Here is a 13,872-nt window from a genome sequence, read left to right as displayed (position 1 = left end):
CTCGGAAGGTTTCTCATGCCGGAGCGACCCGATACGCCACTGCCGCATCCCTGGGCGAATCGGCGTATCCGCCGCAGCGAGGTGCCCGACCCCGACTCGCACCCCTGGGCGACCCGGCGCAACGCGCCGGCGGAGCCGTCGCAGCGCCTGCGGGTCGCGGTCGACACGTCCGCGCGGCACCCGAACGGCGAGATCGCGCAGCGCCCCGGGCCGACTCGCTCCGAACCGGTCGACGCGGGGCCCGCTACCTGGCCCCGGTCACGAGAGGCGAATTCCGGCCCCCTGACCCTGGGTACCGAGCTGGATATGCTCGGCGCCGACACCGGATCCGGTCGGAGCGCACGCTCGCGCCCCAGCCCGCGGCGGCTGGGCGCGGGCCTGGTGGAGATGCCCCGGGTGATGTCGGTGGATCCGCGCTCCGCGGTGCTCGACGATCCGGAAGTGGCCGAGGAGAAGCGATTCTGCTGGAAGTGTGACGCGCCGGTCGGCCGGGCCGGTGACACCGGGCCCGGCCAGGTCGCGGGGGACTGCGGAAAATGCGGATCGCCGTTCAATTTCCGGCCCATCCTGCAGACCGGCGAGGTGGTCGCGGGACAGTACGAGGTGCAGGGCTGTATCGCGCACGGCGGGCTGGGCTGGATCTATCTCGCCGTCGACCGCAATGTCAGCGATCGCTGGGTGGTGTTGAAAGGCCTGCAGAATCCGCAGGATTTCGAGGCCCACGTGGTGGCGCTGGCCGAGCGGCAGTTCCTGTCCGAGGTCGCCTATCCCGGCATCGTCAAGATCTACAACTTCGTCAAACACCGGTGTGCGGGACGCGATGTCGCCGACGGCTACATCGTGATGGAGTACGTGGGCGGTCAATCGCTCAAGCGGGTGATCGATCAGCGTGCACCGCAACGAATTCCGGTGTCGGAGGCGATCGCGTATGTGATGGAGGTGCTGCCGGCGCTGGACTATCTGCACTCGTTCGGACTGTCCTACAACGACCTCAAACCCGACAACATCATGGTCGGCGACGACGAGGTGAAGCTCATCGATCTCGGCGCCGTGGCAGCCATGGAGTCGTTCGGAAGTATTTACGGCACACCGGGATTCCAGGCGCCGGAGATCATCGAAACCGGCCCGACGGTCGCTTCCGACATCTATACGGTGGGCCGGACCCTGGCCGCGCTGGTGCTGCAGCTGCCCCGCGACGACAAAGGCCACCATCTCCCGGGTATTCCGCAACCGTCCGAACATCCGCTGCTCGAGCGTTATCCCGCTCTGCACCGGCTGCTGTGCCGCGCCACCGATCCCGTTCCGGCTCGCCGCTTTCCGTCGACCTATTCGATGTACTGCCAGCTGACCGGGGTGCTGCGGATGGTGCTGGCCGCCGACACCGGGCGCGAACATCCTCAGGCGTCGGTCGAATTCGGTTCCATGCGAGGCGATTTCGGTGTCGAGACGCTGATCGGCCAGACCGACGGCATCGTCGACGGCCGGCATCGGATGCCGACCCTGGACGCCCGGGCCGTGGTGGCCGCGCTGCCGGTGCCGCTGATCGACGGCACCGATCCCAGCGCCGACCTGATATCCACACTGCTGCACGGGGATCCGCGGCACGCGCTGGATACGTTGCGGCGCATGCGGGATGGGATCGCATCGGGCGTGATGGCCGAGACCACGTCGTTCGAACTCGAGGGTGCTCTCGCCGCGGTGCGTGCCCATCTGGATCTCGGGGATGTGCCCGCGGCGCGAGCCCTGTTGCAGGAACTGGCGACGCGCTACGACACCGATTGGCGCCTGCCCTGGTACGGCGGGATCGCCGATCTGCTGGACGGATCCTTCCAGTCGGCCTACGCGGGGTTCGAGGCGGTGCACACCATGCTGCCGGGGGAGATCGCGCCGGCGTTGGCGATGGCGGCGACGGCGGAACTGGTCCTGCAGCATCTGGAGCTGCCCGCCGATCCGGATCGCTGGCATCGCGCCGCGGTCGAGTTCTACCGCACGGTGTGGCATACCAACCACGGAGTCGTCAGCGCGGCCTTCGGGCTGGCGCGGCGACTGGCCGCCGACGGTGAACTGCTCGCCGCCGTCGCCGTCCTGGACCGGGTGCCACTGTCGTCCCGGCATTACGCGGCCGCGCATATGACCGGCGGACTGCTGCTGGTATCGCGGCCGGTCGCCGAGGTCACCGACGAGGACCTGGCCGCGGCCGCGGAACGGCTGACCGCGCTGGCGGAGGAACCGCGCGCACTGCAGTTGCAGGTCGTGGTCGTGGGCGCCGCGCTGGAATGGCTGCGTGCGGGCGGTATGCCCCGCCGGCCGGACGCCACCCTACTCGGGTTCGCTCTCACCGAATCCGGGCTGCAGCTGGGCCTGGAGGCCTCACTACGGGCCCTCGCGCGGACGGCGCCGGGCCGGCTGCATCGCTATCGGCTCGTCGATCTGGCCAATCAGGTACGCCCGCGTACGCGGTGGTGAGGAGCTCAGGCGACGCCGCGGGCCCGCCAGACCATCACCGCGACGGGCGCGGCGGCGATCAGCAGCAGCCACAGCCAGTTTCCCGCGGCCCAGGCCGACACCACCGCGAAGACGGTGATCGCGCCGGCGAGAACGGTCAGTGAGGGCAGCGGATTGGCGGGCGCGGCGACGGCATCGGGAGTGGCGGGCGGCTCGGGAACGAGGCCGGGCAGATCGGTGAACAGGGCGGCCAGCTCGACTCTGGTATCTGCCTGGGTGGCAAGTGTGCTGCGCTCGTCGAATTCGGTCAGCGTCAATCTGCCGGCGCCCAGCTGTTGTGACAATTCCTGCAGTGCGCGCTCTCGCTCGGCGACGCTGGGGCGCGCGTCCGCCATATCGTCCATGCAGAGCAGGATAGGTCCGTCACCCCCACAGGTGGCAAACGAACCGCCAAGGATGGGAACCGGCATGCCGCTCAGCGCTTTCGAACCGCTCACATTTTCGTGTGGTTTCCTTGATATATGAAGACCGGGACCGAGTACACCATCGACGAGCTCGCGCGTGAGGCAGGTACCACCGTGCGAAGCCTGCGGGTGTACCACGAGCGGGGCGTTCTGCCGCCGCCGCAGGTCAAAGGCCGTACCGGTTTCTACAGCGCCGACCATCTCAATCGGGTGCGCACCATCAGCCGTCTGCTGGACCGCGGGATCAAACTCAACGGCATCAAGGAGCTGCTCAACGCCTGGGATCGCGGTGACGATCTCGGTGACATCCTCGGCGTCGCCGAACCCGACGTATCGGCCGCCGTCGACACGTCGTCGGATGTGACGATCGCGGCGACCGATCTCGAGGAGCGGTTGCGCGAGGTGCCCAACGGGCTGTCCCGGGTGGTCGCGCTCGGGTTGTACGAGCCGGTCGACGCCACCACCTACCGCGCCGCCGATCCGGAGCTGCTGCGCGCGGCCGATCAGCTCACCGCCGCCGGAGTGCCCGAGCCGGAGATCGTCGGTGAACTCGAGCGGCTGGCCGCCGAATGCGATCGGATCGCGCGGCGCTTCGCCGATCTGTTCCAGCGCACGGTGTGGACCGCCTATCAGCAGTCCGAGGGCGGGCCGGCGGCAGTGGCGCAGCTGTCCGCGGGCGCCGATGTGGTGCGGACCGTTCCCGGTCGCGCCGGCGCCGAACTCATCGGGCGGTTCGTGGCCCGTTATCTCGATCAGGACAGCGCGCTGGCCGAGGCGCTCGCCGACTCCTGACGGCCCCGCGGGGCCGCGTATCTCCCCCCATTCCTGGGGATACGTCTACACATAACGTGCCGTTAGGTAACGGTACATTAGTGGTGTGGCCAATACTTCGTCGCCCCGGACGGCGACGAGGCGCATATGAACGGAGACACCCGATGACCGCAGCCACCCGCAGCTACTCCTTCCGCACTCGCACCCTGCGCGCCCTCGCCGCGGCCGCCACCGTCGCGGTCACCGCGGGCGGCGCCGTCGCCGGTCTGGCGGCCGCCCCGGCCTCGGCGAATCCCGCCGGGCCGAATTGTCTGTGGGCCGGTCAGGCCTTCGGTCAGGGCAGCCGGGTGCAGGCCGGCGGTTGGGCGTTCGGTTGCCGCACCGACCTTTTCGGCACCGCTCGCTGGAATATCGAGGGTTTGTCCGGCCGTGGTGACACCGTCGCCAACCCCGGCGCATTCGGTAATCCGGTGGGCCGCTTCAGCCCCGGCGCCCGGCAGCCGGGTACGTCCTACAACGACTACTGCGTGGGTAATCAGCTGATCGAGGGCACCGACGATGTGTACGAGGCCGTGCCGACCTCGGGTGGACTGTTCTGGCGTGCCGCCGGACCGATCTCGCAGTGGAGCTTCGACGGCCCCACGCCTGATCAGACCTGGCGTTCGTCGAGTCTGTGCCGCGACGGCGAACTGCTCTGACCCCCGGGGCGTGACCTACTTAAGTAGGTGCGCCCCAACATTACCGATGCGCGCCCACGTCACCCTTGGGAACAATCGTCTTCCAGCAGGAACGGCAGATGGGTGAACGATGGCAGGCGTGACACTGTGGATGCAGATGTCGCTCGACGGATACGCGGAGGGGCCCGACCAGGAGATCCACTGGCCGGTGGTGGACGAAGAGCTGTGCGAGTCCTTCCTGGACGAACTCCGAGCGGCAGAGGTATTCGTATACGGCCGTAAGACATTCGAGATCATGGCGGCCTTCTGGCCCTATGCCGATGCCGATCCGGCGATATCGCCGTTCTACGTCGAATTCGCGCGCTGCTGGAAGCGCACCCCGAAACTGGTCTTCTCCCACACCCTCCGGAACCCGGGCTGGAACACCCGGGTCATCGGCGCCGATCCGGTCACCGAGATCACCGCGATGCGCGCCCGCTCGACCGGGCCGATCGTGGTCTTCGGCGGCGCCCAGACCGCGTCCTACTTCCTCGAACACGATCTCGTCGACGAGTATCGGCTGTTCGTGCATCCGCTGCTGCTCGGCGGCGGCGTGCCGCTGTTCCCCAAACCGCTCGACACCGCGGGATTGCAGCTGGTCGACATCATGACCTTCGACAGCGCGGTGGTGCAGATGCACTATCAGCAGGCGGCGCCCGTCTGCTGATCAGGTGAGGTCGACCCGTTCGGTGGTGGATCCCGGGCGCGCCGGGAGCCCGGTGGGATAACTTATCCCTACTATGTTCGAGCTATCGCGTCCCGGTGTGCTGCCCGCCACCAGCAGTGAGTTCGTCGGCAGGCGGGCGCAGCGGCAGCGGATCGCGGCCCTGATCGGCCGCGGCGCTCGATTGATCACCCTGCTCGGCCCGGGCGGCATCGGTAAGTCTCGACTGGCGATCGAGACCCTGCGGCGCGATGTCGACCTGCCGGCCCGCTGGCTGGCACTGGCCGATCTCGACGCCGCGACGATGACCGCCGCCTTGCGATCCTGCGCGGTGCGCCCCGGCGAGACCCCACACGTACTGGTTCTCGACACCTGCGACCAGGTGCTGGCCACCCTCGCCCCGGAGCTCGCGGATCTGCTCGAGGCCGATCCCGAACTCACCGTGGTCGCCACCAGCCGGGAGCCGATCGGCTGGATCGACGAACATCTCGTCCCGGTGCCACCGCTGGATCCGCTGGATGCGTTGCGGCTGCTGCGAATCCGGATCGAGCTGTCCGGACGGCCGATCGAGTCGAATGGCGTCGCGGCCGGAACGCTCGCCCGGATCTGCCGCCACCTCGATCACAACCCGCTGTTCCTGCGCATGGCCGCGGCTCGCCTGCAACACCACCCGCCGACCGGTGTGCTGCAGGAGGTGAGCGGGGATGCCTACGATCGCCGGCTGTGGTGGTCCGACGGCGCCCGGGTGGGGGTCGAAACCCGGCATCGCAAGATCGGCGCCTCGATCGCTTGGTCGGCGGACCGCTGTACCGCGGCCGAACGGCTACTGCTGCAACGGTTGTCGGTCTTCCCCGCCGGATCCGACGACGACGGCGCCGGAGTCGACCGGGAGACGATCGTCGCGGTCTGCGCGGACGACCATCTCCCGGCGGCGGGAATCGAATCGACACTGGACCGGCTGGTGGAACGCTCGCTGGTATCGGTGCGTCTGACCAGCGTCTCGGCGCGATGGTTCCTGACCGAATGCGTGCGGATCTTCGCGCGGGCGGAGTTGCACCGCCGCGATCCACACGAGGCGAACCGGCTGGCCGCACGGTATCGGGGCCTGCGCACCCAGGACGTCCGTCGTGGCGACGGTCCCGCGACGCAGCAGCGCGGTTGCCGCACCGTCGCCGCGCCGCCGGTCCGCACCCCGGCGCCACATTCACAGCCCGAATCCGAACTCTGGCACACCCTGTCGCGGGCCGAGCGTGAGGTGGCGGTGCTCGCCGCCGCCGGCTGGCCCAACAGCGCCATCGCCGAACGCCGCCGCAGTTCGGTGCGCACCGTCGATGCCCAGGTGGCGATGGTCCGGCAGAAACTGCACATCAGCTCCCGCACCGATATCGCGAGTCATCTGCCCACCGAAGCGGCCGAGCGGATGCGGCGCGAGGCCGCTGCCGGGGCCCGGCGCGAGACGGCACGGTCGTGATCGAGCCCAGGATTCCGCAATTCGTCGGTCGTGGTGGGGAACTGCGGCGGATCACCGAGCTGCTGGCTCCCGGCGGGCCGCGGCTGATCACCCTGCTGGGCCCGGGCGGCATCGGCAAGACCAGCCTGGCGACCGAGGCGCTGCGCCGGTATCAGCGTCCCGGCCGCGACCGGGTGCTGTGGGTCCGGCTGGCGCGCTTGGAAACCGGATCCGATGTCGAGGCGATTGTCGAGGAGATCGTGCGCACCGTCGCGCCGACCGATCTGACCGGTCGCCGTGCCGAGGAATGCCTGGTCGATGCCTTCATCGCTTTCGAATCGCAGCGCCCGATCCTGGTTCTCGACAACTGTGAACACGTCCTGAACGCGGTCGCGCGCCTCGCCGTGGAGCTGCTCACCCTGCTGCCGGAGGTGACGGTCGTGGCGACCAGCCGGGAGCCGATCGGCTGGACCGACGAACGGCTGGTGCCGGTACAGCCGCTCACCCACGACCATGCGCTGGAACTGTTTCGCCGCCGCGCGGAACTGACCGGCCGCCCGATACCCGACGATCCGGCGACGCTCGACCTCGCCGCCCGCATCTGCCGGCATGTGGACAACAATCCGCTGTTCATCCGGCTCGCGGCGGCCAGATTGCGCTATCGGCCCGCGGCCGAGCTGCTGCGCGATCTCACCGGCGCGGGATCCGAGGCGTGGATGGGCTGGTCGTCGGGTGTGCGCGCGGGGGACGAGGAACGTCATCGCAGCGTCGGTGATGTCATCGCGTGGTCCTACGGATTGTGTAGCGCCCCCGAACGCCTCCTGCTCGATCGGATGTCGGTCTTCGCGGCCGGATTCGACCCCGGCGATGACGAGATCCGGTGCGGCGGTGTCGAACACAGTGCGATCACCGCGGTCTGCGCCGATGCCGAGCTACCGGAATCGATGATCGAGGTCACCCTGCAGCGGCTGGTCGAACGGTCATTGGTCTCGACTCGGATGACGACCACCGCGGTGGGCTACTTCCTGCCCGAGAGCGTGCGGGTCTTCGCCCGCACCCGGCTGCGGGAACGGCCCGACGAACCGGAGGCGCTGTCGGAATCCCGGTTGCTCGCCCGCCATCGCCGGTACTTCCGCGACAAGGTCGTCGCGGGCCGGGCCATGTGGTACGGCCCGGACGAACTGCAGTGGATCAACTGGGCCCGTGCGGCCTGGGACGATGTGCTGCTCGCCGTGGAGAGCAGCCTCTCCGATCCGGGCGAGGCGGTGATCGGACTCGAGATCGTCACGGTGGCCATGGCGTTGCGGGTCCCGTTCCTCACCGGCACCAACCGGGCGGTCGGCGGTCTGGCCGAACGCGCGCTGGCCGTGGTCGGTGACGATCCGGAACTGTCGGCGTTGCGGATCTCGGCCAAGGCGCTGATCGGCTGGATCGCGGTGTGGCAGGGACGTTTCGACTACACCGCTCGCCTGCTGAACGAATGTGCCGCGGAATGCCTGACCGATCCGGTGCTCCAGGGCGAATGGCGAGACTACAGCGCCACCGATATCGGCTTGCCGGCCGAGATGGAGTTCACCTGGGGCCTGGAACTGTTCCTGATCCATCTGGATCTGCGGTCGATCGACGTGTTGTCTCGCGCCCGGGAAAAATTCGCGGCGGCCGGTGACCGCGGCGGCAGGCAGCGCAGCGAGCTGTTCACCGTGCTCGCCGCGGCCAGTCTGGCACCGCCGGAGACAGCCGAACAGGTGGTGCGCGGCCACCTCGAGGACGCCGCGAAGACCGATGCGGTGTGGGCGATGTCCTGGGCCGAGTTCGCGGTGCTGGTCGCGGCCAGCCGCTACGGCGACCCCGAGGATGCGGTGCGCCGCGGGCGCGAAGCGGTGGCGCAACATCTCGAGCGCGGCGATACCTGGACCGCGGGCTGGATCATCCACTACAGCACGGTCGCGCTGGCCACGACGCTGACGCGCCGGACCGAATCCGGCGCTCGCAGCGCGGATCTCGCCGCCGCCGCGCGCGAGATCGCGTATCTGCAGGGTGGCACCGCCGCACTCCATCGTTCGATGGGGATCGCCTCGGACCGGGTGCCGCTGGTGATCGCGGGATCGCAAGCGGCCCGGGTGGCGGCCACGGCGGTCCTGGGTCCGCAGCGCTATGCCGCGGCGCTACGCCGCGGCACCCGGTTGCGGCCCGAGGATGACGAATTGCAGCGGTACTTCCTGGGCCGGCTGTCCATCTCGGACCGAGACGACGCCGATCCGAACGACGTACGGTGGCAGGAACTCTCGCCCGCGGAACGCGATATCGCGATCCTGGTGGCCGCGGGCTGGACCAACAGCGCGGTCGCGATGCGACGCGGCACCTCGGTGCGCACGGTCGACGCCCAGGTCGCCACGATCCGCCGGAAACTGGCCGCCGCGGACCGGTCGGCGATCATCGACCGGATTCCCGCCGAACTGCGCGAACGGGTCGGGGTCGAATCGCGGCAGCCGCCGGGACGGTGGCGCAAGACCTCCTGATCACAGTCCGCTGTCGCCCAGCGCCTTCAGTATTCGATCGACGTCGTCGGAATCGTTGTGGAGGTGGAACGACACCCGCAGCCCACCGCCGCGTGCCGTGGTGACGATCCCGGCCGCGGCCAGTGTTTCGGCGGCCGGGGCGGCGCCGGGAATCGTGACGATGGGCGAGCGGCCGGGTACCGGTGTGAGCCCGAGGGCACCGAGCCCGGCACGGAATCGGTCGGCCAGTGCCAGGTCGTGGGCCTCGACCACCGGAATCGTCAGTTCCTCGAGCAGTTCGGCCCCGGCCAGCGCGCCCACCACACCGAGCCAGTCGGGGGTGGCGTCGAATCGGCGCGCGGTATCGGCGAGCCGTTGTGGCGCATACATTTCCGTCCAGCGATCGGCGGCCGCGTACCAGCCCGGGGCATTCGGCCGCAGCCGTGCCGCGGCCTCCGGTCCCATCGCGAGCAGGCCCACACTGCGGGCGCCGAGCAGCCATTTGAAACTCGCGCACACCCAGATGTCGGCGTCGGCGAAACGAAGCGGCAGCCAGCCGCCGGCCTGCGAGATATCGAACAGCAGCAACGCGTCGTGTGCCCGGGTCGCCGCCCGCAGCGCCACCGGATCGACGGTGCGGCCGTCGGCCGATTGGACGAGACTGCACGCCACCAGCGCGGTCTCCGGTCGCACCTCCTCGGCGAGGTGCTCCAGCGCGACGGTGCGGACCCGCAGATCGCCGCGATAGCGGAACGGATTGGGGACCGAGGCGAAATCCCCCGCGGCGACGAGGACTTCGGCGCCCGGTTCCAGGGCCGCGGCGGCGGGTCCGATCAGCGCGGCGGCCGATCCGCCGATCGCCACATCGTCGGTGGTCGCGCCGCCGAGCAATCGCGCGTACACCGCGCGCAGGCGGTCGACGTGATCGTCGAATCGCGACGGTGCGCGGTGTCCGCTCGCCCAGCCGTCGAGAACCTCACGCACCGCCGCGAAGGCGCGGGCCGGTGGGATGCCGTAGGAGGCGGTGTCGAGATAGGTGGTGCCGAGCTCGAATTCTCGGCCGGCCAGGGCGGGGACGTACGCGGTGGAGGTCATATCGACATGGTCGCCGCCGGGGTGTCGGCCGGTCCATAGCCACCCCGGGGGTGCTGGACCGGCCGGTCGGACGCGTCCGGTGTTCAGCCTCCGTCCGCGACGTCCCCGCAATCGCCGTGCCCGTCGTGCCCGGGCAGCAGTTGCTGTGCGGCGGCGTGATCGTGTGTCGCGACGATGGTCACGGCGGTGCGCGCCAGATGCAGGCGGTGCAGGGTGCGGAAGGTCGCGTCCCGGTCGTCGTCGGCGAAGTTGCCCGGATAACCGGCCTTCTGGCGAATCTTCTCGATCTGCAGGCCGTGCCAGGCGGCGTCCCCGGCGAGCAGTACCCAGCCGCGGCGGGTGTGGGCGAGGATGCCGACGCTGCCGGGGGTGTGTCCGGCCAGATCGACCAGCACGACGGTGCCGTCGCCGAACAGATCGTGGCTGCGGGTGAAGGTCAGGACCGGTGGCCCGTCGAGCTCGTAGTCGACGATCGGCCGATCCCGCAGTGCGTCGCGGACGCCTCCCACGGGCGCGACCGCTCCGGACTCGATCCAGTGTCGTTCGGTCCGATGCAGGTGCACGGGCAGGTCCGGCAGATCCAGCAGGCCACAGACGTGGTCCCAGTGCGCGTGGGTGGGAAGTGCGAAATCGACCGGTCGTGATTCGTGTGCACGCAGCGAGGTGATCGTCGCGACGGTGCCGGCCGGGGGCCGGACCGCGACCCGCAGCACCGCCGGCAGTTGCGCGATCGCGCGTGCTTCGGCATCGAGGCAGACCCCGGGGTCGACCACGAATCGAGCCTGCGGATGTTCGATGACGAACGCCGTGAGCGCGTTGTCGATCCGGCGCGGGCTGAACGTGCCCTCGACGACCGCCGGCGTCGGCACCGATCGGGGCACCTGGGGCAGCGCCCGCACCGACACCGTGCCCCGCGGCTCGGGCAGCCCGGCATCGGTGACGGTGGCCTCGAACCGCGCGTCCCGGCGCCGGGGCAGCACCAGACCGCGTACGGAATCGATGGCGGCACCGCAACATTCGAGCATGGTGGGTCTTCTCGCCGGATCCGGCATGAGTGCACATCCGTTCTGTGATCGGCCGCCGACGACGGGCCTGTCGTCGCGTCTCGTGGCACCATAAAACTTGATGTCGACATGAAGTAAAGGGGCCGAGATGGACGGTCTGAAGATCGGAGACGCCGCGGTGGCGATCGGTGTCGAGGCACATGTGCTGCGGCATTGGGAATCGGTCGGGTTGCTGCGCCCGCCGCGCAGCGGGTCCGGCCACCGCGCCTACGACGAGCAGACGCTCGATCGCGCCCGGCTGATCAGGACGCTGCAGCGCACCGGTTTGTCGCTGCGCCGGATTCGCGAACTCGGGCTGTCCGAGCACGGGGCTCGGCTGGCGTTGCTCGCCGACGAGCGCGCCCGGCTGCGTCGGCGGATCGAGCTGTTCGAGGCCACCGATCGATTTCTCGCCCATATCGCCGAGTGCCGGCATCCGATCATCGCCGAATGTCGCGACTGTGCGGGGTTCGTCGCCGACCACGGTCGCGCCGAGGACGCCCGCGCCGATTTCGCGGCCGGGGCGGAGCCGGCGCCCCGGTGACGTCGCCTACTGATGCTGGCGCGAGCGGCCGCTGGGCCGGTTGCGCGCGCTCTTGTTGCGATACATCGCGGTGTCCACCGCGTGCATGAGGTCGTCGACGGCATCGGGATGACGGGTGACCAGCGCGGTGCCGATCGATGCGCCCACCGAGATCGAGCGGTCCGCCACCCGGACGGGTTCGGCGAGTGCGGCCAGCAGCCGCCCCGACACCGCGACCAGCTGCTCCTCGTCGTCACACCGTTCGATCAGCACGATGAATTCGTCACCGCCGATGCGCGCGGCCAGACCGTCCGGGCCCGCCGCCGCGCCCAGACGCTCGGCGACCACGCGCAGTACCCGGTCGCCGATGGTGTGGCCGTAATCGTCGTTGATCTCCTTGAATCCGTCCAGATCCAGGTAGCACAGGCCGATCGGGGGCACGGCGCGCGCCAGCCGATCGAAGAACAGCAGCCGATTCGCCAGACCGGTCAGATCGTCGTGATGGGCGTCGTGCCAGAGCCGGTCGGCCAGGGCCTTGCGCTCGGTGATGTCGACGGCCACCCCGATGAGGAATCGCACCCTGCCGCGCGCATCGCGCACCACCGACATCGACAGGTCGATATCGGAGTGGTGACCGTCCGGCCGGGTGAGCGAGGTCTCGAGCCGGAACCGGTCGAGCGCGCCGGTTAGCAACTGCTGGAACTGGACGTAGGCCTCGCCGAGGTTGTCCTGTCCCAGTACCGCGGCCACCGAGCGGCCGACGATCGCATCGGCCGGCACGCCGAGCATTTCCGCGAAGGCGGCATTGACGTCGCGGACCCTTCCGGTGGCGGCGTCGATGGTGCCGATCCCCACCGAGGCGCCGGCGAAGATCGCACCGAACCGCGCCTCCGACAGTTGCCGCTGCGCCTGTTCCTCACGGACCGCGGCCAGTGCCGCGGTCAGCGTGGTCTCCTGTTCGGCGAGGGCGGCGGTGCGCAGGGCCGCGGTGAATCCGGCGGCGAACTCCCCGGCGAGAGTGACGGCGCGGTCGCGCACCGCCGTGCCGTCGGGCGGGCCGGGGTCGGGACAGACCTCGGCGACCATATCCCGGCAGATCACCGAGATCGATCGGCTCACCGCGGCCTCGTCGCGATAGTTCGCGGCGACCAGTGCGGCCGCGGCCAGCCGGGCGCTCTCGACCCCGGTGGTGCCGCGCAACGCGCCCAGCAACTCCTCGCACAGGCCCGTCAGCAGGGTTTCGATCTGAGTTCGCGTCAGCGTCGGCGCGACCACGCCGTCGAGTGCGTCGGCCCATCGCGCCGCCAGCTCCTGCGAACCCACCCTGCAGCCCCTGCCTATCCCGTGTGCCCCGTCACGCCTTGCGCCCCACGCCCGCCAAACCCAGGGAACGTCCAGGGGTTTCGTGGAGGTCGCGTTCGGATTCCGGCCGCCACAAGGGTAGTTCGACCACGCCCGGTTCGACCAGGTCCCATCCGGTGAACATCTCGGTGATCGAGATACGGTCGCGGAAGCGGATTCCGATACCGCTGGTGGACTCCTCGTGGATGCGGGCCGCGGCCTCGGGACGCTGCGCGGAGCTCAGGTGGGAGATGGCCACATAGCTGCCGGCGGGTACCGCCGCGCGCAGGGCGGCGACCATCTCGCGCGGATGCTCCTCGTCCTGCAGCAGATGCAGAACCGCCACCAGCAGCACACCCACGGGGCGGTCGAAGTCGATCAGCCCGGTGCCGCGGGCGGCAGCGAGTAGTTCATCGGGTTTGCGTAGATCTGCCTCGATGGCATCCGCGCGGTCGTTGCCGTGCAGGATCGTGGCCGCATGGGTCACCGCCACCGGGTCGATATCGACGTAGAGCACCCGCGTGGCCGGGTCGATCTCCTGCGCGACCTCGTGCACGTTGCCCGCGGTGGGAATGCCCGAACCGACATCGAGGAACTGCCGGACCCCGGAATCGATCATGAATCGCACGGCCCGGCGCAGGAAGGCGCGATTACTGAGCGCCAGGCGGGGCAGATCCGGAACCATCTGCCGACCCTCGGCGGCGGCCTGCCGGTCGATCTCGAAATTGTGCGAACCACCCAGGAGCGCGTCGTACATCCGGGCGGGGCTCGCCCGGTTCATATCCACGCCTTCGGGTGCCCACGCTGGCCTGTCCACTCGAAACCCCTCTACCGCTCGAGAACCGGCCCACCGGAAATACCG

Annotated in this window: 12 protein-coding genes; 7 read left to right on the top strand and 5 right to left on the bottom strand. The window is 69.6% G+C overall.

Going from position 1 to position 13,872, the window contains the following annotated elements:
* The first annotated feature begins 15 nt into the window (after positions 1–15).
* The gene (locus LKD76_RS24205; protein ID WP_227983714.1) at positions 16–2,466 is read left to right on the top strand and encodes a serine/threonine-protein kinase; all 2,451 of its coding nucleotides are present in this window, start codon (positions 16–18) and stop codon (positions 2,464–2,466) included.
* 5 nt (positions 2,467–2,471) lie between these two features.
* On the opposite strand, the gene LKD76_RS24200 is transcribed toward LKD76_RS24205, so the two are convergent.
* On the bottom strand, positions 2,472–2,849 hold the full coding sequence (locus LKD76_RS24200) for a DUF1707 SHOCT-like domain-containing protein (RefSeq protein WP_227983712.1): 378 nt from the start codon (positions 2,847–2,849) through the stop codon (positions 2,472–2,474).
* 117 nt (positions 2,850–2,966) lie between these two features.
* On the opposite strand from LKD76_RS24200, the gene LKD76_RS24195 reads away from it, so the two are divergent.
* The 5 genes from LKD76_RS24195 to LKD76_RS32195 all read left to right on the top strand — a co-directional run bounded on the left by LKD76_RS24195 (position 2,967) and on the right by LKD76_RS32195 (position 9,029).
* Complete coding sequence (locus LKD76_RS24195) at positions 2,967–3,701, top strand: MerR family transcriptional regulator (RefSeq protein ID WP_227983711.1); 735 nt, start codon at positions 2,967–2,969, stop codon at positions 3,699–3,701.
* 143 nt (positions 3,702–3,844) lie between these two features.
* Complete coding sequence (locus LKD76_RS24190) at positions 3,845–4,378, top strand: hypothetical protein (protein WP_227983710.1); 534 nt, start codon at positions 3,845–3,847, stop codon at positions 4,376–4,378.
* A 109-nt stretch (positions 4,379–4,487) separates the two neighbouring features.
* Positions 4,488–5,063 carry a dihydrofolate reductase family protein gene (locus LKD76_RS24185; RefSeq protein WP_227983708.1) on the top strand — a complete coding sequence of 192 codons (576 nt, stop codon included), beginning with the start codon at positions 4,488–4,490 and terminating at the stop codon, positions 5,061–5,063.
* A 73-nt stretch (positions 5,064–5,136) separates the two neighbouring features.
* The gene (locus tag LKD76_RS24180; RefSeq protein WP_227983706.1) at positions 5,137–6,531 is read left to right on the top strand and encodes a LuxR C-terminal-related transcriptional regulator; all 1,395 of its coding nucleotides are present in this window, start codon (positions 5,137–5,139) and stop codon (positions 6,529–6,531) included.
* Positions 6,528–9,029, top strand: a complete 2,502-nt coding sequence (locus LKD76_RS32195; RefSeq protein WP_227983705.1) for an ATP-binding protein — start codon at positions 6,528–6,530, stop codon at positions 9,027–9,029. Before LKD76_RS24180 ends, LKD76_RS32195 begins: the two co-directional genes overlap by 4 nt.
* Here the strand turns inward: LKD76_RS32195 and LKD76_RS24170 are convergent, their stop codons facing one another.
* Complete coding sequence (locus LKD76_RS24170; protein ID WP_227983704.1) at positions 9,030–10,103, bottom strand: aminotransferase class V-fold PLP-dependent enzyme; 1,074 nt, start codon at positions 10,101–10,103, stop codon at positions 9,030–9,032. It lies immediately after the preceding gene.
* Positions 10,104–10,186: 83 nt separating this feature from the next.
* Entirely contained in the window at positions 10,187–11,155 is a 969-nt protein-coding gene (locus LKD76_RS24165; protein ID WP_227983703.1) for an MBL fold metallo-hydrolase, read from the bottom strand.
* Between the two features lie 100 nt (positions 11,156–11,255).
* On the opposite strand from LKD76_RS24165, the gene LKD76_RS24160 reads away from it, so the two are divergent.
* Positions 11,256–11,690 carry a MerR family transcriptional regulator gene (locus tag LKD76_RS24160; RefSeq protein WP_227983702.1) on the top strand — a complete coding sequence of 145 codons (435 nt, stop codon included), beginning with the start codon at positions 11,256–11,258 and terminating at the stop codon, positions 11,688–11,690.
* Between the two features lie 6 nt (positions 11,691–11,696).
* On the opposite strand, the gene LKD76_RS24155 is transcribed toward LKD76_RS24160, so the two are convergent.
* Positions 11,697–12,992 (bottom strand): sensor domain-containing diguanylate cyclase, encoded by a 1,296-nt coding sequence (locus tag LKD76_RS24155; RefSeq protein ID WP_227983701.1) that lies wholly within the window; start codon positions 12,990–12,992, stop codon positions 11,697–11,699.
* A 31-nt stretch (positions 12,993–13,023) separates the two neighbouring features.
* Positions 13,024–13,827: an SAM-dependent methyltransferase gene (locus LKD76_RS24150; protein ID WP_227983700.1), complete on the bottom strand. Its 804-nt coding sequence runs from the start codon at positions 13,825–13,827 to the stop codon at positions 13,024–13,026.
* Positions 13,828–13,872 lie beyond the last annotated feature (45 nt).

This window comes from Nocardia spumae, from assembly GCF_020733635.1.
In the GTDB taxonomy this organism is placed as follows: domain Bacteria; phylum Actinomycetota; class Actinomycetes; order Mycobacteriales; family Mycobacteriaceae; genus Nocardia; species Nocardia spumae.
Note: the sequence above shows the minus strand (reverse complement) of the source record. Positions and strands in the feature narration are given on the sequence as shown.

Coding starts and splice junctions, on each gene's coding strand:
- LKD76_RS24205 (WP_227983714.1), top strand. CDS start 16: ATGCCGGAGCGACCCGATACGCCACTGCCGCATCCCTGGGCGAATCGG.
- LKD76_RS24200 (WP_227983712.1), bottom strand. CDS start 2,849: ATGGACGATATGGCGGACGCGCGCCCCAGCGTCGCCGAGCGAGAGCGC.
- LKD76_RS24195 (WP_227983711.1), top strand. CDS start 2,967: ATGAAGACCGGGACCGAGTACACCATCGACGAGCTCGCGCGTGAGGCA.
- LKD76_RS24190 (WP_227983710.1), top strand. CDS start 3,845: ATGACCGCAGCCACCCGCAGCTACTCCTTCCGCACTCGCACCCTGCGC.
- LKD76_RS24185 (WP_227983708.1), top strand. CDS start 4,488: ATGGCAGGCGTGACACTGTGGATGCAGATGTCGCTCGACGGATACGCG.
- LKD76_RS24180 (WP_227983706.1), top strand. CDS start 5,137: ATGTTCGAGCTATCGCGTCCCGGTGTGCTGCCCGCCACCAGCAGTGAG.
- LKD76_RS24170 (WP_227983704.1), bottom strand. CDS start 10,103: ATGACCTCCACCGCGTACGTCCCCGCCCTGGCCGGCCGAGAATTCGAG.
- LKD76_RS24165 (WP_227983703.1), bottom strand. CDS start 11,155: ATGCCGGATCCGGCGAGAAGACCCACCATGCTCGAATGTTGCGGTGCC.
- LKD76_RS24160 (WP_227983702.1), top strand. CDS start 11,256: ATGGACGGTCTGAAGATCGGAGACGCCGCGGTGGCGATCGGTGTCGAG.